The organism is Streptomyces atratus (assembly GCF_900119365.1).
GTDB classification, from domain to species: Bacteria; Actinomycetota; Actinomycetes; order Streptomycetales; family Streptomycetaceae; genus Streptomyces; species Streptomyces atratus_B.
This window is the reverse complement of sequence record NZ_FPJO01000036.1, coordinates 1-24,514: the sequence shown is the minus strand read 5'-3', so window position 1 is coordinate 24,514 and position 24,514 is coordinate 1. Positions and strand designations below refer to the sequence as shown.

Below are 24,514 nucleotides of genomic sequence, written 5' to 3'. Positions count from 1 at the left end.
GCGGTGGAGAGCAGCAGCGGGGCGACCTCGCCGGTGATGCGGCCGTACGCGTCGGCGGCGAAACCCGCGTTGTTCTCGACGCGCGGGCCGATGCAGGTCAGCGAGGAGCGGCGCAGCGCGTCGAACATGCCGAGCGCGTGCTGGCCGGGCAGGCCGAAGACGGTGGTCGCGCCGAGGCCCTGGAGGGTCTCGACGACGAGGTCGCCGCCGTTGCGCCCGGCCGGGGGGTTCAGAGCGGCCGCGATCTGCTCGGGGTGAGCCGCGGCCGCTCGTCGTGGTGGTCGTGGCTCACTTCGTACGGGCCCCTGCGATCTGGCGGGACATGATCGTCGTCAGCTCGTACGCCGTGTGGGAGGCGGCGACGGAGGTGATCTCGGCGTGGTCGTACGCGGGGGCGACCTCGACCAGGTCGGCGGAGACGAGGTTGCAGGAGGACAGGCCGCGGACGATTTCGAGGAGCTCGCGGGAGGTCAGACCGCCGGCCTCGGGGGTTCCGGTGCCGGGGGCGTGGGCCGGGTCCAGGACGTCGATGTCGATGGAGATGTAGAGCGGCCGGTCGCCGATGCGCTGGCGCAGCTGGTCGGCGACCTCGTCGACGCCGCGCCGCATGACGTCGGCGGAGGTGACGATGCCGAAGCCCATCTTCGCGTCGTCGTCCAGGTCCTGCTTGCCGTAGAGCGGGCCGCGGGTGCCGACGTGGGAGAGCGCGGAGGTGTCGAGGATGCCCTCCTCGACGGCGCGGCGGAACGGGGTGCCGTGGGTGTACTCGGCGCCGAAGTAGGTGTCCCAGGTGTCGAGGTGCGCGTCGAAGTGGAGCAGGGCGACCGGGCCGTGCTTCTTGGCGACGGAGCGCAGCAGCGGCAGCGCGATGGTGTGGTCGCCGCCGAGCGTCATCAGGCGGGCGCCGGTGGCGAGGAGGTCGTCGGCGGCGGCCTCGATCGTCTCGACGGCCTCGTTGATGTCGAACGGGTTCGCGGCGATGTCACCGGCGTCGGCGACCTGTGCGAGTGCGAACGGCGAGGCGTCCTGCGCCGGGTTGTACGGGCGCAGCAGGCGCGAGGCCTCGCGGATCGCGTTGCCGCCGAAGCGGGCGCCGGGGCGATAGGAGACACCGGTGTCGAAGGGCACGCCGACGACGGCGACATCGGCCGCGGGGACCTCGTCGAGGCGGGGCAGCCGGGCGAAGGTCGCGGGTCCGGCGTACCGCGGGACGCGGGAGGAGTCGACGGGACCGCGCGGCGTTTCGTTGCTGCTCATGTGAAGTGCCCTTCTTGTTGCGATGCGTGGTGGCGCCGGGGCGGTGCGCGCTGTGTGTCACGTGCGCGCACGTCGTACGTGGTGAAGACGGTAGGTGGCCCACAGGCGGCGCTGAAGAGTACGTTTCATCCATTATCGAAGTCTCTGATGGATGGATCGTCCATGCCGGAAGCCGCGGGCGGGCCGACCCCGCCGCCCACTCCCCCGATCCCGCTCGGCGAACTGCTCGCCCACGAGGAGCTCGGGCTGCGCCGGATCGCGGGTCCGGCCGAGGCGGATCTGCTGTGGGTGCACACCTCGGAGATGGCCGACCCGTACCCGTATCTGCTCGGCGGTGAGCTGCTGCTGAGCGCCGGGGTGCAGCTGACGGACCCGGACACGTTCGTGGCCCGGCTGGTGGAGGCGGGGGCGGCGGCGCTCGGTTTCGGGGTGACGCCGGTGTTCGACACGGTGCCGCGGGAGCTGATCGAGGCGTGCGACCGGCATGGCCTGCCGCTGCTGGAGGTGCCGCCCGAGACCCCGTTCACGGCGATCGCCCGTGCGGTGTGGCGGCTGATGGCCGAGGCCCGGCACCGGGAGCTGCGCCGGGTGACCCGCGCCCAGCAGGCCCTGGCCACGGCGGCGGCCCGGCCGGACCCGGTCCCGGCGGTGCTGCACCAGCTGGCGGCTCAGCTGGAGGGCCGGGCGGCGCTGCTCGCCGCCGACGGCGAGGAGCTGCACGCCTCGGGCCGCCGCCCCGCCCCCGACGTCGCGGCGGCGCTGGCCAGGCTCACCCGGGTGGTCGCCGCCGGGGCCCGCCCCGGCCCGACGTCCGCCACCGACGCGCTGCGGGACAGCCATCTGTCCGCGTACGCGCTGGGCGGCGGGCAGGGGCTCGTCCTGGCGCTGGCGACGGACCGGCGCGTGGCCGGCGACCACACCATCGCCGGGGTCGCGGTCGTCCTGCTCTCCCTGCTGGCCGCCCCGCACCAGGGTGCCGACGCCGCCGGCCGGTCCGCCGCCCTGGTGCGGATGCTGCTGGGCGCGGACCCGCAGGACGTCGCGCCGCTGCTCGGCGACGCCGAGCTGTGGACGGTGGTGCACGCGCGCCGCAGCGGCGACGGCCCGGTCGATCCGCTGACCACCGGGGCGCTGGGCGCCGCCCTCGGTTCGGCCCTGGTCGACGCGGGCCGGGGCGGCGACGCCGTACGGGTACTGATCCCCGGCGCCGACCGGATCACCCCGCAGCCGGGCTGGACCCTCGGCACGTCCGCCCCCGCCCCCATCACCGCCCTCGACCTCGCCGACGGTCAGGCCTCCCGCGCCCTGGGCCGCGCCGTCGCCACCCGCACCCCGCTGACCCACCACCTCACCGACGCCGCGGCCGGTCTGGCCGCCCTGGTCCCCGCCGACCGCGCCGAGGCGCACGCCCGCGCCCTGCTCGCCCCGCTCACCGAGCCGCTGACCGAGACCCTGCGCTGCTGGCTGAGCCTGCACGGCAGCTGGGACCGCACGGCCACGGCCCTGCGGATCCACCGCAACACGGTCCGCCAGCGCATCGCCCGCTGCGCGGCCCTGCTGGACGCGGACCTGGACGACATGGACGTACGGACGGAGCTGTGGTTCGCGCTGCGGCAGCGGTGAACGGCGCCCGGCACGGAGCGGAGCCCTCAGCCAGGTTCTGTCGTCAAATGTCACGCCCACGCCCGTGCCGGCGGACATCGCGGCGACGGCGGGCGGGACGCCGAGGTCGTCCGTACGATCGTGCGGCGCCAGGTGGTGATGAGCTGGGACGACCCGGCCGAGGTCATCACCGAACCGGGCACGATGTCCCTCGTCTCGTACGCGCTCGACATGACCAACGGCGGCTGCTCCGCCCCGACCGGCTACTTCGTGCCACCCTTCGGCACGGCCGACGAGCAGCCCGCCGACGAGGCCCACCAGGTCGATCCGTACGACCGCAGCAAGCCGATCGACACGAGCAACGGCACGACGGCCACGGGCAACAGCTGCGCGACCGCCACCCGCTCCTAGCTACCGCAGGCCGAGGCAGTGCAGCCAGTCGCGCGAGGTGTCGTGGGTGGCGGTGAGCAGGGCGCTGAGCGCGCCCGGGGCGCCTTCGAGCAGGGAGGACACGGGGCGCCCGCCGCCGCTCGTGCCGGGTGGGGGTTCGCGCCGGTGCGCACAGGAGTGCCGCGATCTTCGAAGCGGGCTTCGAGCGCCCCCGTTTCCGCCTGTCTGCGCAGGTCGCAGCCGTGCCACGCTGCTGTTGATCAGGGCACGGAACCCTGATCACCGTCAGGAGAAGGGGTTTCGTCATGCATCGCATCAGCGCGCTCACCATCACCTCGATCGCCTTGGCCCTGGGACTCGGCGCCGGACCCGTCGCGGTCGCGGCGGCGGAGAACGCCGCCGTCGGGAGCGCCAGGGCTTCCTACAACTGCAGCCCCGGCTATTTCTGTATCTACAGCGACTGGAACGGAGGTGGCACCCGCTGCCAGTGGTCCGACGAGCGGCGGGCGAATACCGCCGACGACTGCTCCTTCATCCAGCGCGGCCAGAACGTCCGCTCCGTATGGAACGCGACCGGGCACAAGGTGCAGTACTACACCCAGACCAACTACAACTCCCGGGTCGGCTCCACCCCCGCCGGACAGGGCGGCAACCTCCAGGGGAACTACCAGATCCGCTCCTTCAAGCCCCAGTAGGCGACAAGGACCACACGGAGGAGCCCTCCCCGGCCCACCCGGCCGGGGAGGGCTCCTCCGTGTCCGCGCGGGCGTGCTGCGCATCACCCTGGACAGTCTCGGTGACCCCCGGGTAACTTCTAAACGTATCTGAGCAAGCGCTTAGCCAGGCTGGCCGAAGCTCGCCCGAAGCTGACCAAGGAGGCACCCCCGTGCGCCGTACGGTATTCAACGAGGACCACGAGGCGTTCCGGGAGACCATCCGCGCCTTCATCGAGGCCGAGGTCGCCCCCGTCTACGACGAGTGGTTCGCGGCCGGCCAGGTGCCTCGCGACTTCTACTACAAGCTCGCCGAGCTGGGCATATTCGGCATCGAGGTGCCGGAGGAGTTCGGCGGCGCCGGGATCGAGTCCTTCAAGTTCGAGGCGATCATCTCCGAGGAGTGCGCCCGCGCGGCCGTCAACTTCGGCGGCTCCGGCGTGCATGTGCTGCTCTGCCTGCCGTACATCAAGGCGTACGCCACCGAGGAGCAGAAGAAGCGCTGGCTGCCGGACTTCGTCACCGGCAAGACGATGTACGCCATCGCCATGACCGAGCCGGGCACCGGTTCCGACCTGGCCGGCATGAAGACCACCGCCAAGCTCTCCGAGGACGGCACCCACTACATCCTCAACGGCGCCAAGACGTTCATCACCGGCGGCGTCCACGCCGACCGGGTCATCGTCTGCGCCCGCACCGACGCGCCCAGGGCCGACGACCGCCGGCACGGCATCTCGCTGCTCGTCGTCGACACCAAGGCCGAGGGCTACTCGGTCGGCCGCAAGCTCGACAAGCTGGGCCTGCGCACCTCCGACACCGCCGAGCTGGCCTTCGTGGACGTCAAGGTGCCGGTCGAGGACCTCCTCGGCGAGGAGAACAAGGGCTTCTCCTACCTCGGCCAGAACCTGCCTCAGGAGCGCCTCGGCATCGCCGTCGGCGCGTACGCCCAAGCCAAGGCCGCCGTCCGGTTCGCCCAGCAGTACGTCTCCGATCGCACCGTCTTCGGCAAGACCGTCGCGTCCTTCCAGAACACCAAGTTCGAGCTGGCCGCCTGCCAGGCCGAGGTCGACGCCGCCGAGGCCGTCTGCGACCGCGCCATCGAGGCCCACGACGCCGGTGAGCTGACCGCCGCCGAGGCCGCCTCCGCGAAGCTGTTCTGCACCGAGGTCGCGCACCGCGTCATCGACCGCTGCCTCCAACTGCACGGCGGCTACGGCTACATGAACGAGTACCCGATCGCCCGCCTGTACGCGGACAACCGGGTCAACCGCATCTACGGCGGCACCAGCGAGGTCATGAAGTCGATCATCGCCAAGTCCATGGGCCTGTGAGAGCGGCTACGTTCGTTCCATGAGCGCAGCACTCGACTCCCTGCTCGATCTGCTCGACCTGGAGCAGATCGAGCGGGACATCTTCCGGGGTACGAGCCGTTCGGCGGTAGTGCCCCGGGTCTTCGGCGGCCAGGTCGCGGCCCAGGCCCTGGTCGCCGCGGGCCGCACCGTCCCCGCCGACCGGGCCGCCCACTCCCTGCACTCCTACTTCCTGCGGATGGGCGACCCGGGCGCGCCGATCGTCTACAGCGTCGACCGCATCCGCGACGGCCGCTCCTTCACCACCCGCCGGGTCGTCGCCGTCCAGCACGGCCAGCCGATCTTCCATCTCTCGGCCTCGTTCCAGACGTACGAGGAGGGCCTGGAGCACCAGGCGGCCATGCCGCCCGCCCCGGACCCGGAGACGCTGCCCACGGCGGCGCAGATGCTGCCCCGGTACGCGGACCGCTTCAGCGGACCGGGCGTCGTGGACCGGCTGATCGAGGCGCGGGCCGCGGTCGACCTGCGGTATGTGGACGCCCCGCCCTTCGGCAGCGTCGGCGAACCGCGCGAGCCCCGCTCCCAGGTGTGGTTCCGCACCAACGGCAAGCTCGCGGACGATCCGCTGCTCCATGTCTGCATGGCGACGTACGTCTCCGACATGACGCTGCTCGACTCGGTGCTCCTGGCCCATGGGCGCGGTGGCTGGGCGGTCGGCGACGTGGTCGGCGCGAGCCTGGACCACGCGATGTGGTTCCACCGGCCGTTCCGGGCCGACGAATGGCTGCTGTACGACCAGGAGTCGCCGTCCGCCTCCGGCGGGCGCGGGCTCGGCCAGGCCCGGATCCACACCCAGGACGGCCGGCTGGCGATCACCGTCATCCAGGAGGGCGTGGTCCGCGTCCCCCGGGACTGACGCGCCCCGCGCCGGCGGGCCGCCGGCCGCCGGCCGCCGGTTCGGACATACTCCCCACCATGAGCGACAAGACCGTGGACGAGACCGTGGGCGACGCGAAGTCCGGCGGTGGGGAGTCCGCGTTCACGGTCGTCGTCGCGGCGGCCGCCAATCTCGGCATCGCCGTGGCGAAGGCGGTCGCCGGACTGATCAGCGGGTCGAGCGCGATGCTCTCCGAGGCAGCGCACTCGGTCGCCGACACGGTCACCGAACTGATGCTGCTGACCGCGCTGAGGCGCAGCGGGAAGCCCGCGGACGAGGAACACCCGCTGGGCTACGGCCCCGAGCGCTACATCTGGGCGCTGCTCGCCTCCGTGGCCACGTTCGTCGGCGGCGCGGTCTTCTCCGTGTACGACGGCATCCACACCCTCGCGGCAGGCGAGGAACTCGGCGATCCGCTGGTCTCGTACATCGTGCTCGCGGTGGCCTTCCTGCTGGAGGGCTACTCGCTGCGCACCGGGCTCCGCCAGGTCCGCGGCGAGGCCGCGCGGCTGCGGGCGCCCGTCGGGCACTACTTCCGCCACACCCCCGACACCGCGGTCAAGGCCGTGGTGATGGAGGACTCGGCGGCGCTGGCGGGTCTGCTGCTCGCCGCGGGCGGACTGCTCGGCGGCCGGCTGACCGGTTCCGGGGTCTGGGACGGCATCGCGTCGATCCTGATCGGTCTGCTGCTGGTGTACGTCGCCTGGGTGCTGGGCCGGTCCAACGCGCAGCTGCTGATCGGCCGCCCGGTGCCGAAGACGATGCGGGCCGGCATCCGCGAGGAACTGCTCTCCGTCCCGCACATCATCGACGTACTGGAACTCACCACGCTCGTCCAGGGCCCGGCCGAGATCCTGATCGCCGCGAAGGTCGACTTCCGGGACGCCTCGACCGCCGACCAGATCGAGTGGGCGTGCGAGGAGGCCGAGGAGCAGCTGCGCGAGCGCTATCCGTCGGTCCGCCGGGTGTACCTGGACCCGACCCCGGGCCTGAGGCAGCGGCTGCGCGGGCCGGGCGGGCCCGGCACCGGCGGCGGTACCGGTCCGGTCTGACCGGGCCGAACGGCCGACGGCAGCTCCGCGTCGGCCCGGACCGGCCCCGGGTCAGCTCTGCGTCAGCCCCGCCGCGTCCAGCAGATACTCCGTCATCGGGTCGTAGAACCGCGGGTCCAGCACATGGTCGTCCAGCGGGACGGCGACCTGGAGCGTCCCCTCCGCCTCGCCGAGGAAGAGCGCCGGGTCGTTGCAGTCCGCGTACCCCACCGCGTCCAGCCCGCGCTGCGCCGCGCACCCCGCCCAGCCGTGGTCGGCGACCACCAGGTCCGGCAGCGGGCGGCCCTCGCGCTCCAGGCCGTCCAGGATCGCGGCCATCGGGGCGGGCGAGTGCGTGTGCCAGAGCGTCGCGCCGCGCTCCTGCACCGCGACGTCCGCGAACTGGAACACCATGCCCTCGTCGGCGATCAGCCCCGAGGGAATCGTCACGATCTCGCATCCCGCGGCCCGCAGCGCGGCCGCGGTCTGCCGGTGCACGTCGAGGAGCCCGCCCGGGTGCCCGGTCGCGAACAGCACCCGCTGCGACCCCGCCACGGCCTTCCGCAGCCGCGCCGCCATCCGCTCCAGCGCGTCGACCGTCAGCTCCGGGTCGATGGTGTCCTGGCCGAACCGGTGCTCCGGGTCGTCGCTGACCCCGCAGCGCTCGGCCATCACCGCCAGCACGTCCTGCTCGTCGCGCCACCGGTCCCCGAGCTCCAGCCCCAGCCAGTAGTGGCGGTCGCCGTTGGCGAGCTTGCGGTAGTGGGAGAGGTTGTTGTCGCGCGGTGTGGCGACGTCTCCGGCTATACGCGTACGGACGAGGTGTTCGACGAGGGCGGCACGGCTGGGTATCGGCATGAACCCATTGTGCCGTCAGGTGTGCGCAGTGTGCCGGGTGTCCTGCACGACGGGCGGACCGAACCCGGCCGCCGCTCAGGGCAGCCGGGTCGAGTGCGTGATCTTCTCCAGGTGGTAGTACTGGGCGACGCACTTCGCCGGCCACGCCCGCCGGCCGTGGTTGCCGAAGGGCTCCAGCATCCCGCTGACCGGCACCGGCGTGTACGGGAGCACCCGGGCGCCGCGCGCCGCCCCCTCCCGCAGCGCGCGGTCCTGCCGGTCCCAGCGCTGGGCACGCACCTCCATCTGCCGTTCCAGCCGGAACAGCGGGACGGCGAGGCCGACGCAGGTCGCGGCGCACATGGCGGCGGCGACGCCCGCCGTCGCCGTACGGATCCCCCACCGGCGGGCCCGCAGCCACCGCCCCAGCAGGGCGCCGGCGCCGACCAGGAGCAGCACGTACAACAGGAGGAAGTCGCCCCAGATGCGCGACGCGGTCACCACGCTCGTCCCGAAGGCGGGGTAGGCGACGACGACGCAGAGGTAGCCGGAGACCAGGAAGGCGAGGAATCCGACGAGAACCAGGAGGAGGGGCCTGCGGCACAGGGACCCGTCCGGCACGTCCGTTCCCCGCTCGCCTCCGCGCACCAGCAGGCCCAGCAGCACGCCGACGGCGACCGCTCCCAGGTACTGCCAGGTCGTGAAGACCGTCCCCAGGACGTGTCCGAACGCCCGCAGCGCCGTGGTCAGTGCCTCCGGGCCGAACATGGAGGCGCTGTCGGCGCCGAACCGTTCACGCCGGGTGCGTGCGCCGGGCGACATGTACAGGATGGCCGTCCCGACGGCGACCCCGGCGAAGGCGACCACGCACCAGACGCGCGTACGGGTCCGGCCGGCCCCGGGAAGGGCCCACCGGCTCATCAGCAGGACGGTGGCGAGCACGACGAACGCGACGATCGCCGTCTCCTCCGACAGGGTGCCGATGAAGATCCCCGCCAGGTACGCGACGCCCAGCGCGAAGTCGCGTCCCCGCCGCGTCCGTGCGCGCAGCAGCGGGATCACGGCGGCGCAGGCCAGCACCGGTGCGACGGTGTGCGAGACGGAGGAGGCGGGCCAGTAGAACGCCTTGTACGGGTTGGGCGTCGCGAGGAAGAAGAGCGCCGCCGCCGTCGCGCCCACCAGCAGCGCCAGCCCGCGTGGCGCGGTCAGTCCGGCCCTCTTGAGCGCCGAGGCGATCAGCGCCCAGAGGATGCCCAGCATGAGCACTCCGCTGACCAGGGCGAACCATTGTTGGCCCGGGACGCCGAAGAATCCGTACGCGATGACGAGCAGCGCGTTGGCGATGCGTCCGTTGTCGTCGAGGAAGAACTTCCCGATCATCCCGGAGGCGCCCTCGTCCCGTACGACCGGGAGGAAGCACCAGTCGTCCCCTCCCGGGCGGACCAGCCGGCCGATCCAGAAGGCCGCGCCGAGCAGGGCGAGCGGCAGCAGGGCAAGGCCCGACGTCCCGATCGTCGCCCACCGCCGCGCGGGGCCCGGACCGGGTTCCGGCCCGGGGGATTCCTCGCCCTCCGCCTGTGTGCCGGCGAATTCCGACGTGTCCGTGGTCATGTGCATTGGTGCCCTTCGTACGTTGCTCACGTCTTGCGCCCCAAGAAGTTCAGGCGGTGTGGGTTCACGGTGCGGTGTGTCCGGTACTGCTCCCGGCCGGGCCGCCGCCCTGCCGGGCGAGGGCGGCACCGGAGTCGATGGCCCAGCGGGCGAGCAGGAACGAGAAGGGGGCGGCGAGGATCCCCGCGGCCACGGCGGCGATGTTCTTGTCCATGCCCAGCCTGCTCACGCCGAGGTAGAGCAGAATTCCGGTGAGTACGAGATTGACGACGCTCGACAGGGGATACCGGACGAAGGCGTGCCAGGTCGGCTCCGTGCGGCAGGTGATGCAGGAGTTGAGCAGGAATGATCCCACGACGCTGACCGCGTATCCGATGACGTGCGCGGCCAGATAGGGAATCCAGGAATTCAGCGAGGCGTATACCGCCAGATATACCGCCGTATTGATGATCCCGATCAACCCGAATTCGATGAACTGGCGTACGGTGCGCCCCCTCGATGCCCCGAGCGCGGTCGCCCCGGTGCGCCCCGCCGATGGTCTCCCGCCCCCGGGGGCGGACGGCCCCGAACGCGCCTCTGCCGGAATATCGACCGGGAGGACGTGCGGAGATTCGTCCGTTTCCCGCACCACGTAGTGCGGGCGGCGCTTCGACTCCGAGTAGATCCGTCCCACGTATTCGCCGATGACGCCGAGCGTGGCGAGCTGGATTCCGCCGAGCGCCACGACGGCGGTCAGCAGGGTGGTGTAGCCGGGTACGACGACACCGTGGAGCACGACGTCGGCGATGATCCACAGGGCGTATCCCAGTGCCGCCAGCGCGAGCACGAGACCCATGTGGATGGCCAGGCGCAGCGGACGGCTGTTGAAGGAGATCAGCCCGTCGATCCCGTAGTTGAGCAGGCGTCTGCCGCCCCACTTCGAACGTCCCGCCGCGCGCCGGGTGTTCCGGTAGGTGAAGCCGACGGTGTCGAAGCCGATCCAGGAGAAGATCCCCTTGGAGAACCGGTTGGTCTCGGGCAGCGCGAGCACGGCGTCCACGGCGGTGCGCGACAGCAGCCTGAAGTCGCCCTCGCCGTCGACGACTTCGACGTCCATGCACCGGCCCATGGCCCGGTAGCAGAGGGCGCTGAGAAAGGTACGAAGGGCGCCTTCTCCTGTGCGGTCGCGCCGCGCGACGACCTGGTCGTAGCCGCGCTGCCGCAGCTCCAGCATGCGGGGCAGCAGTTCGGGCGGGTGCTGGAGGTCGGCGTCCATGAGGACGACGGCGTCACCGCGGGACATGCGCAGTCCCGCGAGCATGGCGGCCTCCTTGCCGAAATTGCGGCTGAAGGAGGTGTAGCGGACCCGTCGGTCCGCAGTGGCGAGCGAACCGATCCGAAGCCTGGTCCGGTCGCTGCTGCCGTCGTCGACATAACAGATCTCGAAGGTCCGCCGAGTCGGTTCGAGGGCGGAGATCAACGCACGGTGGAATACCTCGACGACCTCGTCCTCATTGAAACAGGGGACAATGATCGAAACCTGACATGTTTTCATTTAAATTCCCCATCAGGCGTGGGCGAGACGACTCAAACCATATGCCTGTGGATCACCGCGACACTCCGACGTACGGAGCCGCGGCGGAGAAATGGGGGAGAATTTGGACACCTCTCCTCCCCTTGCGCATCAATTCATATATTCGAAGCGCGGGAGGAATTCACGCATACGCCACGGCCTACGCGCGGGCCGCCGCCTCGAAGGCCCCGCGCGCCAGCCGGTGCAGCAGTGCCGCCGTGCCCGCGCGGTCCGGCTGCGCACCGGGCCGGCCCAGGTGCGGGGTCGAGTTCAGCAGACCGAAGACGGCGTGGACGGCGGCGCGGGCCTCGTGCTCTGGCAGCTCCGGGTACATCTCGCGGACCACCTCCACCCACACCTCGACGTACTGCCGCTGAAGCTGGCGGACCCGCTTGCGGTCGGCGTCCCGGAGCCGGTCCAGCTCGCGGTCGTGGAGGGTGATCAGGGGACGGTCGTCGAGGGCGAAGTCGATGTGCCCCTCGATGAGCGCGTCGAGCAGCGCCTGCGGGGAGCCGTCGGCGCAGGCGGCGTCCTCCGAGACGCGCAGCTGCCCGCCCGCCAGCAGCCGCTCGCTGATCCCGACCAGCAACTCGGCGAGCATCGCGTCCTTGCCGGGGAAGTGGCGGTAGAGCCCGGGGCCACTGATGCCGACGGCGGCACCTATCTCGTCGACACCGACGCCGTGGAAGCCGCGCTCGGCAAAGAGGCGGGCGGCCTCCTTGAGGATCTGCTCGCGGCGGGTGGGGGCGTCCGTCCTCGTGGTCATGGATTCGATTCTAGACAGTCGGGTTAGCGAACGTTAACTGATGTGGGTCGCGCCCACAGCGTCACCGTGCGCAGCAGCCACTCCACCGGCCCGAGCCGGTACCGGCGCATCAGCCACCCGCTCAGGGCGAGCTGGCAGGCGTACAGCGCGATCCCCCCGCCGACCGCCGCCGCGGCACCCGTACGGCCGTACAGCCCGAGCCCGTACCCGGAGAAGACGAGGGCCATGACCAGGGACTGGGTCAGGTAGTTGGTCAGCGCCATCCGCCCGGCGGGCGCGAGGACCCGGGCCGTCGCGGCGCCACCCGGTGTGGCGAACCACAGCAGCAGCCCGGTGGCGTACGCGGCCGAGAGCGCCGGGGCCGCCACCATACCGACCGCCAGGCCCAGCAGCGTCCAGCGTTCCGGCAGCGGCCCCATGAGCGCCGCGGCGGAGAAGACCGCCCCGGGGACCCCGATGGCGAGACCCGTCAGGCAGATGCGGCGCAGCCGCGCCCGGTCGGCGAGCGCGGGCGCCCCGAGCCACTGCCGCCGTCCGGCCACGAACCCCACGAGGAAGGCGGCGACCACGAATCCGCCCATCAGCGGAACGGCCGCCAGGATCTCGGGCAGTGCCCGGATGTTGGCGCCGACGACCTCGGTGAAGCCGCCCCGGTACGCGGCGGTCAGCTCGGCCTTCACGGTGGCGGACTCGCCCAGGTCGCCCGGGTCGAGCAGGGCCGCGCCCAGCCCGATCAGCAGCAGGAACCCGCCCGCGACGCCGAACACCCACAGCGCCGCCCGCCGGACCTTGGCGGGTCCGGCGTTCCGGGCGGCCAGCAGGACCAGTCCGAGCAGGGCGTAGATCATGAGGATGTCGCCGGTGTACAGCAGCACCGCGTGCGCGATTCCGAGGACGAACAGTCCGGCCAGCCGCCGCGACATCCGGGGCACGAAGCGCGCGCCGGCGCGCTCGGCCGAGTCCATCTGGAGGGTGAAGCTGTATCCGAAGAGGAACGAGAAGAGCAGGTAGAACTTCGACTGCGCGAGGAGAACGACCAGCCATTCCACCGCCCCGTCCGCCGCGTGCACGGCCGCGAGCCCGCCCCTGGCGCCGGGAGGTCCGGCGGTCGTCAGGAGATTCACGACCAGGATCCCGGCGAGCGCGAACCCGCGCAGGGCGTCCACTTCGAGGACGCGCGGCCTCCCGGTCACTCCAACGGCCGCTCCCTCCCCCGCGCCCACGCCCCGCACCGTCTGCGACTGCGACTGCGACTGCGACTGCTGCGTCATCCGCTTTTCCCCCACCCCGAAGGCCATCGTCGGTCCGCGACCGTCGCCGCCCCGGGTCAGGGAGCGGCGCGGGCCATTATTCCGCCCCGGCATTCCGCCCTGGACAAGGCTGTTAGCGCTCGTTAACCTGAAGTCGGACGTTAACGGTCACTAACTACTGCGGTACGGGCAAGGGGGCTCGACACGATGCAGCAGGCACCGGTGCTGGCGAGCGCGGCCGATCCCGCCTCCGAGGCCTGGAAGGCCAACGAGGCGGCGCATCACGCGCTCGCCGACGAGCTGCGTGAGCGGCTCGCCACGGCCAGGCTCGGCGGGGGTGAGAGGGCCCGCGCCCGGCATGTGGCGCGCGGCAAGCTGCTGCCCAGGGACCGGGTGGACACCCTGCTCGATCCGGGTTCCCCGTTCCTGGAGCTGGCCCCGCTGGCGGCCGAGGGGCTGTACGGGGGCGCCGCCCCGGCGGCCGGGGTGATCGCCGGGATCGGCCGGGTCAGCGGCCGGGAGTGCGTGATCGTCGCCAATGACGCGACCGTCAAGGGCGGCACGTACTACCCGATGACGGTGAAGAAGCACCTCCGCGCCCAGGAAGTGGCGCTGGAGAATCGTCTCCCCTGCCTCTATCTCGTCGACTCGGGCGGTGCGTTCCTGCCGATGCAGGACGAGGTCTTCCCCGACCGGGAGCACTTCGGGCGGATCTTCTACAACCAGGCCCGGATGTCGGGCGCCGGCATTCCGCAGATCGCGGCGGTGCTGGGCTCGTGCACGGCGGGCGGGGCGTACGTCCCCGCGATGAGCGACGAGGCCGTGATCGTCCGCAACCAGGGCACGATCTTCCTGGGCGGCCCGCCGCTGGTGAAGGCCGCGACCGGCGAGGTCGTGACGGCCGAGGAGCTGGGCGGCGGCGAGGTGCACTCCCGTACGTCGGGGGTGACCGACCATCTCGCCGAGGACGACGCGCACGCGCTGCGGATCGTGCGGAACATCGTGGCCACCCTGCCGGACCGGGGCGCGCTGCCGTGGTCCGTGCGCCCGGTCGACGAGCCGAAGGTCGATCCCGCGGGTCTGTACGGCGCCGTCCCGGTCGACTCCCGCACCCCGTACGACGTACGGGAGGTGATCGCCCGGGTCGTCGACGGCTCGCGGTTCGCCGAGTTCAAGGCCGAGTACGGGACGACTCTGATCACCGGCTTCGCCCACATCCACGGCCACCCGGTCGGCATCGTCGCCAACAACGGCATCCTGTTCTCCGAGTCGGCCCAGAAGGGCGCCCACTTCATCGAGCTGTGCGACCAGCGCGGCATCCCACTGGTCTTCCTGCAGAACATCTCCGGCTTCATGGTGGGCCGGGACTACGAGGCCGGCGGCATCGCCAAGCACGGCGCCAAGATGGTGACGGCGGTCGCCTGCACCCGTGTCCCGAAGCTGACCGTGGTGGTCGGCGGTTCGTACGGCGCGGGCAACTACTCCATGTGCGGCCGGGCCTACTCCCCCCGCTTCCTGTGGATGTGGCCCAACGCGAAGATCTCCGTCATGGGCGGCGAGCAGGCCGCGTCCGTCCTCGCGACGGTCAAGCGCGACCAGCTCGGCGACGACTGGAGCGCGGCGGACGAGGAGGCCTTCAAGGCCCCGATCCGCGAGCAGTACGAGACGCAGGGCAACGCGTACTACGCCACGGCCCGGCTCTGGGACGACGGGGTGATCGACCCGCTGGAGACCCGGCAGGTGCTGGGACTCGCCCTGACCGCGTGTGCCAATGCCCCGCTGGGTGAGCCCGGCTTCGGCGTCTTCCGGATGTGAGGAACAGATGACGATGTTCGACACGGTTCTGGTCGCCAACCGCGGCGAGATCGCGGTACGTGTCATCCGCACGCTGCGGGAGCTGGGCGTCCGCTCGGTCGCCGTCTTCAGCGACGCGGACGCGGACGCCCGGCACGTCCGGGAGGCCGACACGGCGGTACGGATCGGGCCCGCCCCGGCCGCCATGAGCTATCTGAGCGTGCCCGCGCTGCTGGACGCGGCCCGCCGCACCGGCGCGCAGGCGGTCCACCCGGGATACGGGTTCCTCGCCGAGAACGCGGGCTTCGCGCGGGCGTGCGCCGAGGCGGGGCTGGTCTTCATCGGCCCGCCCGCCTCCGCCATCACCCTGATGGGCGACAAGATCCGGGCCAAGGAGACGGTCGCGGCGGCCGGGGTTCCGGTGGTGCCCGGCTCCTCGGGGAGCGGGCTCACCGACGACCGGCTGGTCGACGCTGCCCGCGAGATCGGGATGCCGGTGCTGCTGAAGCCCTCGGCGGGCGGCGGCGGCAAGGGCATGCGGCTGGTGCGCGACGAGGCGCTGCTCGGGGACGAGATCGCGGCCGCCCGGCGTGAGGCGCGGTCCTCGTTCGGCGACGACACCCTGCTGGTGGAGCGGTGGATCGACCGCCCCCGGCACATCGAGATCCAGGTGCTGGCGGACACCCATGGCAACGTGGTCCACCTCGGCGAGCGCGAGTGCTCGCTCCAGCGCCGCCACCAGAAGATCATCGAGGAGGCGCCCTCGGTCCTGCTCGACGAGGAGACCCGGGCGGCGATGGGCGAGGCGGCCGTCCAGGCAGCCCGCTCCTGCGGCTATGTGGGCGCGGGCACGGTGGAGTTCATCGTCCCGGGCAACGACCCCGCCTCGTACTTCTTCATGGAGATGAACACCCGCCTCCAGGTCGAGCACCCGGTCACCGAGCTGATCACCGGCCTGGACCTGGTGGAGTGGCAGCTCAGGGTCGCGGCGGGCGAGCGGCTCCCGTACGAGCAGCGGGACATCACGCTCACCGGCCATGCGATCGAGGCCCGGATCTGCGCGGAGGACCCGGCACGCGGCTTCCTGCCCTCGGGCGGCACGGTCCTCGCACTGCACGAGCCACAGGGCAACGGGGTGCGGACGGACTCCGGGCTCGGCGAGGGCGGCGAGGTCGGCAGCCTGTACGACCCGATGCTGTCGAAGGTCATCGCGTACGGCCCCGACCGCGCCACGGCCCTGCGCCGGCTGCGGGCGGCGCTCGCGGACACGGTGATCCTCGGCGTCCCGACCAACGCCGGTTTCCTGCGCCGGCTGCTCGCCCACCCGGCGGTGGTGGCGGGTGATCTGGACACCGGTCTGGTGGAGCGCGAGGCGGCCGGCCTGGTACCGGAGGGCGTGCCCGAGGAGGTGTACGCGGCGGCGGCGCTGCTGCGGCGGTCCACGGCCCCCGCTGCCTCCCTCGCCGACGCCTCCGGCTGGGTCGACCCGTTCTCGGTGGCGAGCGGCTGGCGGCTCGGCGGCACCCCGGCCCGCACGGTGCTCGACTTCCGGCTGCCGGGCCACGACCCGGTGCAGGTCTCGCTGCGCTCCTGCCCGGCCGGCACGGAGCTGGCGTTCGGCCATGTCGGGGAGGGCGCGCAGCCGCCGGAGCCCGTGACGGGGGCGTGCGGTCCGCTGGCCCCGCTGCCGGGCGGCAGGGAGACGGCCAGGCTGGTCGAGGTCTCCGGCCCCCGTCTCTCCCTCGAACTCGCCGGTGTCACCCACGCGTTCACCCACGCCCCCTCCCCGGACGGCGTGTGGCTGGGCCGGGACGGCGACAGCTGGCACGTACAGGATCACGACCCGGTGGCGGCGTCCCTCGCCGGCGCGGGCCGTTCCGGGGCGGACACGCTCGCCGCGCCCATGCCCGGGACGGTCACCGTGGTGAAGGTGGCGGTCGGGGACGAGGTCGTGGCCGGGCAGAGCCTGCTGGTGGTGGAGGCGATGAAGATGGAGCACGTCATCTCCGCCCCGCACGCCGGGACCGTGACCGAACTGGACGTCGGCGCCGGTGCCACGGTCGCCATGGACCAGATCCTGGCCGTGGTGGCCCCCGTCGAGGCTCCCGGGGAGGAAGCATGACGACGTCCCGCACCCTGCCCATGACCGTGCCGGCCCAGGATCTGCCCGCCCGGGTCCGCATCCACGAGGTCGGTGCCCGCGACGGGCTGCAGAACGAGAAGACCGTCGTACCGACCGGGGTGAAGGCGGAGTTCATCCACCGGCTGGCCGCCTCGGGCCTGACCACCGTCGAGGCGACCAGCTTCGTACACCCCAAGTGGGTGCCCCAACTGGCCGACGCCGAGGACCTGTTCCCCCGCCTCGCCGACATCGACGGCGTCGCCCTGCCGGTCCTCGTACCGAACGAACGCGGCCTGGACCGGGCGCTGGCGCTCGGTGCCCGCCGGATCGCCGTGTTCGGTTCCGCGACCGAGACGTTCGCCGCCCGCAATCTCAACCGCACCGTCGACGAGTCGCTCGCCATGTTCGAGCCGGTCGTGGCCCGCGCCAAGGCCGACAAGGTGCATGTCCGCGGCTATCTGTCGATGTGCTTCGGCGACCCGTGGGAGGGGCCCGTCCCCGTCCACCAGGTCGTGCGGGTGGCCAAGGCCCTGATGGACCTCGGCTGCGACGAGCTCTCCCTCGGCGACACCATCGGCGTCGCCACGCCCGGCCATGTGCAGACCCTGCTCGCCGAGCTGAACGAGGAGGGCGTGCCCACCGACACCATCGGCGTGCACTTCCACGACACGTACGGCCAGGCCCTCTCCAACACCCTCGCCGCGCTCCAGCACGGGGTGACCACGGTGGACGCCTCCGCGGGCGGCCTCGGCGGCTGCCCGTACGCGAAGAGCGCGACCGGAAACCTCGCCACCGAGGACCTCGTGTGGATGCTCCAGGGCCTCGGCATCGAAACCGGGGTCGATCTCGACGCGCTCACCGCCACCAGCGTGTGGCTCGCCGATCAACTGGGCCGACCCAGCCCGTCCCGTACCGTCCGCGCGCTCTCGGTGCGATAGACACCCGTCCCACAAGGAGTGACCCCTGCCATGTCCCTGGACCACCGGCTGACCGCCGAACACGAGGAACTGCGGCGCACCGTCGAGGAGTTCGCGCACGATGTCGTCGCGCCGAAGATCGGCGACTTCTACGAACGGCACGAGTTCCCGTACGAGATCGTGCGGGAGATGGGGCGGATGGGCCTGTTCGGGCTGCCGTTCCCGGAGGAGTACGGCGGCATGGGCGGCGACTATCTCGCCCTCGGGATCGCGCTGGAGGAGCTGGCCCGGGTCGACTCCTCCGTGGCGATCACGCTGGAGGCCGGGGTCTCGCTCGGCGCCATGCCCGTCTACCGCTTCGGCACCGAGGAGCAGAAGCAGCGGTGGCTGCCGAAGCTCTGCTCCGGCGAGGCGCTCGGCGCGTTCGGCCTGACCGAGCCGGACGGCGGATCGGACGCGGGCGGCACCCGGACGACGGCGGTGCGCGACGAGGCCACCGGCGAGTGGGTGATCAACGGCTCCAAGTGCTTCATCACCAACTCCGGTACGGACATCACGGAGTTGGTCACGGTGACGGCGGTGACCGGCCGCAAGGAGAACGGCGCCCCGCGCATCTCCTCGATCATCGTGCCGTCCGGCACCCCCGGTTTCACCGTCGCCGCCCCGTACTCCAAGGTCGGCTGGAACGCCTCGGACACCCGCGAGCTGTCCTTCACCGACGTCCGCGTCCCGCTGGAGAACCTGCTGGGCGAGGAGGGCCGCGGCTACGCCCAGTTCCTGCGCATCCTGGACGAGGGCCGGATCGCCATCTCCGCCCTGTCCACGGGCCTGGCGCAGGGCTGCGTCGACGAGTCGGTGAAGTACGCCGCCGAGCGCCACGCGTTCGGCCGTCCGATCGGCGCCAACCAGGCCATCCAGTTCAAGATCGCGGACATGGAGACGCGCGCCCACATGGCCCGCGTCGGCTGGCGCGACGCGGCCTCGCGCATGGTGGCGGGCGAACCGTTCAAGAAGGAGGCGGCGATCGCGAAGCTGTACTCGTCGACGGTCGCGGTGGACAACGCCCGCGACGCGACCCAGATCCACGGCGGCTACGGCTTCATGAACGAGTACCCGGTCGCCAGGATGTGGCGCGACTCCAAGATCCTGGAGATCGGCGAGGGCACGAGCGAGGTCCAGCGCATGCTGATCGCCCGCGAACTGGGCCTCCCGGCCTGACCGGATGACGGCACGGGCCGGGCGGACGGCCGGACGGGCGGGCGGGCGGACGGCCGGTCGGCCCGGAACCGCCCGGCGATCCGTCCGGCCGGTCAGCCCGTGGGAGCGGGACCGGCCGGCAGGTGGACCGTCATGATCAGGGTGCAGGCTTCGGTGCCCGCGCCGCGGTAGGCGTGCGGGGTGTCGCCGTCGAACGTGGCGGTCTGGCCGGCTTCGAGGGGATGCTCGGTGCCGTCGACGACCAGGGCCATCCGGCCGGAGGTGACGCTGACGGTCTCCACGACCCCGGCCTGGTGGGGGTGGCTGGGGTACTCCTCGCCCGGTTGCAGCTGCCAGCGCCAGAGCTCGACGGGGGCCGGGCCGGAGGTCGTCAGTACGAGCCGGGCCTCGCTGCCCTTCGCTCCGGTCCACAGCGGCGCCACGGCGTCGGCGGCCACGACACGGACCCGGCCCTCGGGCGGTCCCTGCATCAGGGCGGAGACCGAGATGCCGAGGGTGTCGGCCAGCCGGACCAGGGTGGCCAGATTGGGGTTGCCCTGGGCCTTCTCCAGTCCCACCAGAGCGCCCTTGCTCACCTGGGCGCGCCGGCTGAGCTCCTCCAGCGACAGGCCGGCGCGGGTGCGGGCCGCCCGGACATTGTGCGCAACCGTCCGCAGGGCTGCGGCCGTCTCGGCCACCTGATCACCATCCTTGCAAGTGGAACACTTCAATGCACCGTACGGTCGTTTGGTTGACATGACCCGGTCGGTCCGTTGTACGGTGCGGTCGTTCCATTGAATAGTAAGGGATGTGCTGTGCTCGCTCTGCTGCTCGCCCTGGGCAGCTCACTCGCCTACGGGTGCGCCGACTTCCTCGGCGGCCTCGGCGCCCGCAAGGCACACGTGCTGCGCACCGTGATGATCGCGGCGCCGGCCAGCCTCGCGGTCGAGCTGCTGCTGTGGCCGCTCCTCGGCGCCTCGTTCAGTGCCGGCGCCCTCGGCTGGGGTGCCGCGTCGGGGGTCGCCTCGGCCGCCGCGTTCGCCATGCTCTACCGGACCCTGGCGATCGGCCCCATGAACGTGCTCTCGCCCGTCACCGCGCTGGTCTCCGCCGCGTTGCCGGTCGGGGTGGGGCTGATGCAGGGCGAGCACCTGGGCGCCGCCGGGCTGGTGGGCCTGCCGCTCGCGCTGGCGGCGGTGGTGCTGGTCAGCGCCGGACACGGCGCCGGGGTGGCACGCCCCTCCCGTACCGCGCTGCTGCTGGCCTTCGGCGCGGGCGCCGCCATCGCGCTCCAGCTGGTCTTCCTGCACCAGGCGCCGTCCGACAGCGGTGTGGCCCCGCTGATCGTGGGCCGGGCGGTCTCCTCGGCCATCACCCTGGCCGCGGCGGGGCTGCTGCGCCGCAGGCTGGGCTCCGAGCGGCCCGCGTACGCGATGTCGGCGACCGCGGGCGTGCTGGACTCCCTGGCGAACCTGATGTTCCTGCTCGCCGTTCGCAGCGGGGACCTCACCGTCGTCGCCGTGATCACCGCCCTCTACCCCGCGGGCACGGTCCTGCTCGCCCGGGGCGTACTCGCCGAACGCATCCACCGCGGCCAGCTCGTCGGCCTGGGCACCGCCGCCGTCGCCGTCGGCCTCCTCGCCCTGACCTGACCCGGGCCCACCACCGCATCGCATCGCATTGCACCGCACCGCACCGCACCGCACCGCACCGCACCGCACCGCACCAAGGAAACCGCCATGCCCGCCTTCCACCTCACCGCCGCCGTCGCCGACGCCTTCCCCGACACCCTCATCGCCCTGGTCACCGCCACCGGCCTGCGCGGCCACGAGCCCTGGCCCGACACCGCCACCGCCCTGACGGACCTGGAGCAGCGGCTCGCCGACGGAAGCTGGCAGCCCGCCGACGAGACCGACCCCCGGATCGAGGCCTGGCACACCGCCTACCGCTCCTTCGGCACCAACCCGCGCCGCATCCGCCCCAGCGTCGACGCGCTCGGCCGCCGCCTCGCCAAGAAGGGCGCCCTGCCGCGCATCAACCCGGCCGTCGACTCCTACAACGCCGTCTCCGTCCGGCACGGCCTGCCCGCCGGGGCCTTCGACCTGGACCGGGTCACCGGCGAGGTCGTCATCCGCCGGGCGGACGGCACCGAGTCCTTCACCCCGCTCGGCGAACCGGACACCACCGAGAACCCGAAGCCCGGCGAGATCATCTACGCGGACACCACCGACGTCCTGACCCGCCACTGGAACCACCGCGACGCCCACCGCACCCGCGTCACCGAGGACTCCACCCGCGTCGCCTTCGTCCTCGAAACCCTCCACGCCGCCCGCGACGGCCATCACCTCACCGCCGCGGCCGGGGAGTTGCAGGGTCTGCTCGCCCCGCACGCCGAACAGACCGCGGTGCACCACCTCGGCCCGGCACAGCCCCGGGTCACCGTCTGAGTCCCCCGGGCGGGGCCGGTGCGTCAGTAGCGGTGGCCGGGCCAGTGCGGGTCCTCCCAGCGGTCGGGGCCGGTGAGGCCGAGGAGCCGGCATGACGAACCGGACCGGCCCCGTCAACCAGCGGCAGGGCCATGCCGGTTGACGGGGCCGGGCTGCCCGCGACGCCGTCGGCCCGCATGGCACCCGGGCCGGGGATCCGCCCGTTCCCCGCAGGCACGGGTACGGGACGGCGTCGTGCGAGCCGCAGGTCAGGCCTTGACCGTGGCCTGTTCCTGAGCGGCGTCGGCGCCGGACTCGACACGGCGCGCGGCCGGGATGGCGGCGGCGATCACCGCCGCGACCAGGGCGACGCCGCAGCCGACCAGGAGTCCGGTACGGAAGCCGTTCTCGGAGGTGAGGGTGTAGCCGCCCATGGTGACGGTCATCTGCGAGAGGACCACGCCGATCACCGCGGCGCCGATCGACGTGCCGAGGGAGCGCATGAGCGTGTTGAAGCCGTTGGCGGCGGCGGTCTCGGACAGCGGGACCGAGCCCATGATCAGTGCGGGCATCGCACCGTACGCCAGGCCGACACCGCTGCTGGTCACCATGCCGACCACCATCAGGCCCCACGCGGAGCCCATGAGCACCAGCGCCAGGCCGTAGCCGACCGCGATGACCAGGATGCCGCAGACCAGGGTGAACTTCGGACCCCGGGCGTCGATGAGCTTTCCGCCGAGCGGGGAGACGATCATCATCATGATCCCGCCGGGCGCCAGCCACAGGCCCGCCGCGAGCATCGACTGGCCCAGGCCGTAGCCGGTGGCGGAGGGGAGCTGAAGAAGCTGCGGCGCGATCAGCATGCTGGCGTACATGCCGAAGCCGACGAAGACGGAGGCGAGGTTGGTCATCAGTACCCGGGGACGCGCGGTGGTGCGCAGGTCCACCAGCGGGTCCCGGGTACGCAGCTCCCACAGGCCCCAGGCGAGCAGCACCACGGCGGCGGCGGCGAACAGGCCGAGCGTGGTCGCCGAGCCCCAGCCCCAGTCGGCGCCCTTGGAGACCGCGAGCAGCAGGCAGACCAGGCCCGCCCCGAGACCGAGCGCACCGAGCACGTCGAACCGCTGGCCCTTGGCTCCGGCCGGCACGTCGGGGATCAGGAACCAGATCAGCACCGCGACCACGGTGGCGAGGCCGGCCGAGCCCCAGAACAGCACCCGCCAGTTCGTGTACTGGGCGACCGCCGCGGCGATCGGCAGACCGAGCGCGCCGCCGATGCCCATGGAGGCACTGACCAGCGCGATGGAGGAGCTGAGCTTCTCCGCCGGGACCACGTCACGCAGCAGGGCGATGCCGAGCGGCAGCACACCCATCCCCATGCCCTGCAGACCGCGGCCGACGATCATGGGGACGACGGACGAGGAGAGCGCGCACACCACCGAGCCGACCATCAGCGGCACGGAGCACACGAGAAGCATCCGGCGCTTGCCGACCATGTCGCCCAGACGTCCGGAGACCGGCACACAGACGGCGGACACCAGCAGAGTGACGGTGATCACCCACGCCGCGTTCGAGGGGGTGGTGCTCAGGATCTGCGGCAGCTCCGCGATGAGCGGGGTGACCAGGGTCTGCATGATCGCCGCCGTGACACCGGCGATGGCCAGCGTGGCGACGACGCCGCCGGTGCGGGTTGATGGCTGGGGGGCACCCATCCGGGACTCCTCGGGTGTGTATCGGAAGAAGATTATGCATCGTACACATTTCATGCATCGAGCACACTACATGCACCTTGCATAGGCTTATGGGAGAATGGAAGCCGACATTCGGAAACACGCCGGGACTCCCGGAGACAGCAGGAGGCGGCAGGCGCATGACCAGGCCCACCCACGAGGTCGAGTACGAGCAGATGCTCCTCAGCCGCCACGGCCTCCTGCAGAACAAGGGCGGCCGTCGCAAGGACGGCCTGATGGACCACAGCGCCTACATCCTGCTCAGCCGCGTCCGCATCCAGGGGCCGATGTCGATCGGTGAGCTCAGCGACGCCTTCGGGCTCGACGCCTCCACCCTCAACCGGCAGACCGCGGCGGCCATGCGCGCCGGACTCGTGGAACGCATCCCGGACCCCGAAGGCGGCATGGCCCGCAAGTTCCGGATCACCGACGAGGGCGCCCGCATGCTCGACGCGGAACGCGAGGGCCTCGTCCGCTCCCTGGAGCGGGTCATGGCCAACTGGTCGGACGAGGACATTTCCGGGTTCGCCGCCTACCTGAGGCGCTTCAACACCGACATCGAGCGCCTGGGCGGCCGCCCCTGGCCGCGCCCCTGACCGTTCGCGGCACAGGGTCCGTGCCCGACTCGCATGACCGCGGCGCATCGGGGTACGCGGTGCGGCCGACCGGGGAATCCGTTCGACAGCCCGCCGCACCGCACGGCAGAGTCCGTCCTTGACTTCCTCCCCCTCGCGAACGAGGGGGATTCCTACGGCTCGCGCCGTGGGGGTTTCTGCTTCGTCGCCGACTGCCCGCCCGGAGAACTCCGTTGGGGTCTTACACCAGCTCCACAGACTGTTACCGCCAGCCCGGCGGCCAGAAGGTTCTTCGCTGCGTTCACGTCCCGGTCGTGGGTCGTTCCGCAGTCGCACGTCCAGGTACGGACGTTCAGCGGCATCTTCCCGACGAGGGTGCCGCAGGCGGAGCACAGCTTGGACGAGGGGAACCACCGGTCGACGGCGATCACCTCGCGCCCGTACCAGGCGGCCTTGTACTCCAGCATGGAGCGGAACTCGCTCCAGCTCGCGTCCGA

General features: G+C 72.0%; 22 protein-coding genes and 1 pseudogene. 13 read left to right on the top strand and 10 right to left on the bottom strand.

The features are described from left to right. Positions 1-2: 2 nt before the first annotated feature. Positions 3-292 (bottom strand): annotated as a pseudogene (locus BT364_RS34550) (thiamine pyrophosphate-binding protein); the annotation flags it as partial. Beyond that, positions 289-1,257 (bottom strand): agmatinase, encoded by a 969-nt coding sequence (gene speB, locus BT364_RS34545; protein ID WP_072489154.1) that lies wholly within the window; start codon positions 1,255-1,257, stop codon positions 289-291. The gene speB and the pseudogene BT364_RS34550, both read right to left, overlap by 4 nt. A gap of 147 nt (positions 1,258-1,404) precedes the next feature. On the opposite strand from speB, the gene BT364_RS34540 reads away from it, so the two are divergent. The 6 genes from BT364_RS34540 (at position 1,405) to BT364_RS34515 (ending at position 7,261) form a co-directional block, all read left to right on the top strand. Further along, positions 1,405-2,880, top strand: a complete 1,476-nt coding sequence (locus tag BT364_RS34540; protein ID WP_371268683.1) for a PucR family transcriptional regulator ligand-binding domain-containing protein — start codon at positions 1,405-1,407, stop codon at positions 2,878-2,880. 120 nt (positions 2,881-3,000) lie between these two features. Beyond that, positions 3,001-3,270 carry a hypothetical protein gene (locus BT364_RS34535; protein ID WP_371268682.1) on the top strand — a complete coding sequence of 90 codons (270 nt, stop codon included), beginning with the start codon at positions 3,001-3,003 and terminating at the stop codon, positions 3,268-3,270. A gap of 284 nt (positions 3,271-3,554) precedes the next feature. Beyond that, complete coding sequence (locus BT364_RS34530; RefSeq protein ID WP_072489152.1) at positions 3,555-3,944, top strand: peptidase inhibitor family I36 protein; 390 nt, start codon at positions 3,555-3,557, stop codon at positions 3,942-3,944. A gap of 191 nt (positions 3,945-4,135) precedes the next feature. Then, a complete protein-coding gene (locus BT364_RS34525; RefSeq protein ID WP_072489151.1) occupies positions 4,136-5,293 on the top strand; it encodes an acyl-CoA dehydrogenase family protein in 1,158 nt (385 codons plus the stop codon). Positions 5,294-5,312: 19 nt separating this feature from the next. After that, positions 5,313-6,188, top strand: coding sequence for an acyl-CoA thioesterase (locus tag BT364_RS34520; RefSeq protein WP_072489150.1), 876 nt, complete (start codon positions 5,313-5,315; stop codon positions 6,186-6,188). A gap of 59 nt (positions 6,189-6,247) precedes the next feature. Beyond that, complete coding sequence (locus BT364_RS34515) at positions 6,248-7,261, top strand: cation diffusion facilitator family transporter (protein ID WP_072489149.1); 1,014 nt, start codon at positions 6,248-6,250, stop codon at positions 7,259-7,261. 51 nt (positions 7,262-7,312) lie between these two features. Here BT364_RS34515 and BT364_RS34510 read toward each other — a convergent pair whose 3' ends face one another. The 5 genes from BT364_RS34510 to BT364_RS34490 all read right to left on the bottom strand — a co-directional run bounded on the left by BT364_RS34510 (position 7,313) and on the right by BT364_RS34490 (position 13,277). Beyond that, entirely contained in the window at positions 7,313-8,098 is a 786-nt protein-coding gene (locus BT364_RS34510) for a phosphatase (RefSeq protein ID WP_072489148.1), read from the bottom strand. A gap of 75 nt (positions 8,099-8,173) precedes the next feature. Further along, complete coding sequence (locus tag BT364_RS34505) at positions 8,174-9,688, bottom strand: DUF6056 family protein (protein ID WP_072489176.1); 1,515 nt, start codon at positions 9,686-9,688, stop codon at positions 8,174-8,176. Positions 9,689-9,752: 64 nt separating this feature from the next. Beyond that, the gene (locus BT364_RS34500) at positions 9,753-11,222 is read right to left on the bottom strand and encodes a glycosyltransferase (RefSeq protein ID WP_072489147.1); all 1,470 of its coding nucleotides are present in this window, start codon (positions 11,220-11,222) and stop codon (positions 9,753-9,755) included. A 178-nt stretch (positions 11,223-11,400) separates the two neighbouring features. After that, positions 11,401-12,006, bottom strand: a complete 606-nt coding sequence (locus BT364_RS34495; protein WP_072489146.1) for an SACE_7040 family transcriptional regulator — start codon at positions 12,004-12,006, stop codon at positions 11,401-11,403. Positions 12,007-12,029: 23 nt separating this feature from the next. Then, complete coding sequence (locus tag BT364_RS34490; protein ID WP_079179794.1) at positions 12,030-13,277, bottom strand: DUF418 domain-containing protein; 1,248 nt, start codon at positions 13,275-13,277, stop codon at positions 12,030-12,032. A 186-nt stretch (positions 13,278-13,463) separates the two neighbouring features. Here BT364_RS34490 and BT364_RS34485 point away from each other — a divergent pair, with 186 nt between their 5' ends. From BT364_RS34485 to BT364_RS34470, 4 genes are read left to right on the top strand one after another with little or no spacing between them, the layout of a single operon-like run. Continuing rightward, a complete protein-coding gene (locus BT364_RS34485) occupies positions 13,464-15,071 on the top strand; it encodes a carboxyl transferase domain-containing protein (protein WP_072489144.1) in 1,608 nt (535 codons plus the stop codon). A gap of 7 nt (positions 15,072-15,078) precedes the next feature. Beyond that, positions 15,079-17,172, top strand: a complete 2,094-nt coding sequence (locus tag BT364_RS34480) for an acetyl-CoA carboxylase biotin carboxylase subunit (protein ID WP_177328357.1) — start codon at positions 15,079-15,081, stop codon at positions 17,170-17,172. Continuing rightward, on the top strand, positions 17,169-18,110 hold the full coding sequence (locus BT364_RS34475; protein WP_072489143.1) for a hydroxymethylglutaryl-CoA lyase: 942 nt from the start codon (positions 17,169-17,171) through the stop codon (positions 18,108-18,110). The genes BT364_RS34480 and BT364_RS34475 overlap by 4 nt, the downstream gene beginning before the upstream one ends. Positions 18,111-18,140: 30 nt before the next feature. Continuing rightward, positions 18,141-19,307, top strand: coding sequence for an acyl-CoA dehydrogenase family protein (locus tag BT364_RS34470; protein ID WP_072489142.1), 1,167 nt, complete (start codon positions 18,141-18,143; stop codon positions 19,305-19,307). Positions 19,308-19,399: 92 nt separating this feature from the next. Here the strand turns inward: BT364_RS34470 and BT364_RS34465 are convergent, their stop codons facing one another. Beyond that, positions 19,400-19,984: a helix-turn-helix domain-containing protein gene (locus tag BT364_RS34465; protein ID WP_177328356.1), complete on the bottom strand. Its 585-nt coding sequence runs from the start codon at positions 19,982-19,984 to the stop codon at positions 19,400-19,402. A gap of 117 nt (positions 19,985-20,101) precedes the next feature. Here BT364_RS34465 and BT364_RS34460 point away from each other — a divergent pair, with 117 nt between their 5' ends. Together BT364_RS34460 and BT364_RS34455 are read left to right on the top strand one after the other, a co-directional pair. Further along, a complete protein-coding gene (locus tag BT364_RS34460; protein ID WP_072489140.1) occupies positions 20,102-20,938 on the top strand; it encodes a DMT family transporter in 837 nt (278 codons plus the stop codon). A gap of 87 nt (positions 20,939-21,025) precedes the next feature. Continuing rightward, positions 21,026-21,733, top strand: a complete 708-nt coding sequence (locus BT364_RS34455) for a B3/B4 domain-containing protein (protein ID WP_072489139.1) — start codon at positions 21,026-21,028, stop codon at positions 21,731-21,733. A 248-nt stretch (positions 21,734-21,981) separates the two neighbouring features. On the opposite strand, the gene BT364_RS34450 is transcribed toward BT364_RS34455, so the two are convergent. Next, complete coding sequence (locus tag BT364_RS34450; RefSeq protein ID WP_072489138.1) at positions 21,982-23,424, bottom strand: MFS transporter; 1,443 nt, start codon at positions 23,422-23,424, stop codon at positions 21,982-21,984. Between the two features lie 158 nt (positions 23,425-23,582). On the opposite strand from BT364_RS34450, the gene BT364_RS34445 reads away from it, so the two are divergent. Beyond that, the gene (locus BT364_RS34445; protein ID WP_072489137.1) at positions 23,583-24,038 is read left to right on the top strand and encodes a MarR family winged helix-turn-helix transcriptional regulator; all 456 of its coding nucleotides are present in this window, start codon (positions 23,583-23,585) and stop codon (positions 24,036-24,038) included. A gap of 152 nt (positions 24,039-24,190) precedes the next feature. Here the strand turns inward: BT364_RS34445 and BT364_RS34440 are convergent. After that, a partial coding sequence (locus tag BT364_RS34440; RefSeq protein ID WP_143166599.1) for an RNA-guided endonuclease TnpB family protein occupies positions 24,191-24,514 on the bottom strand: 324 nt, incomplete at its 5' end.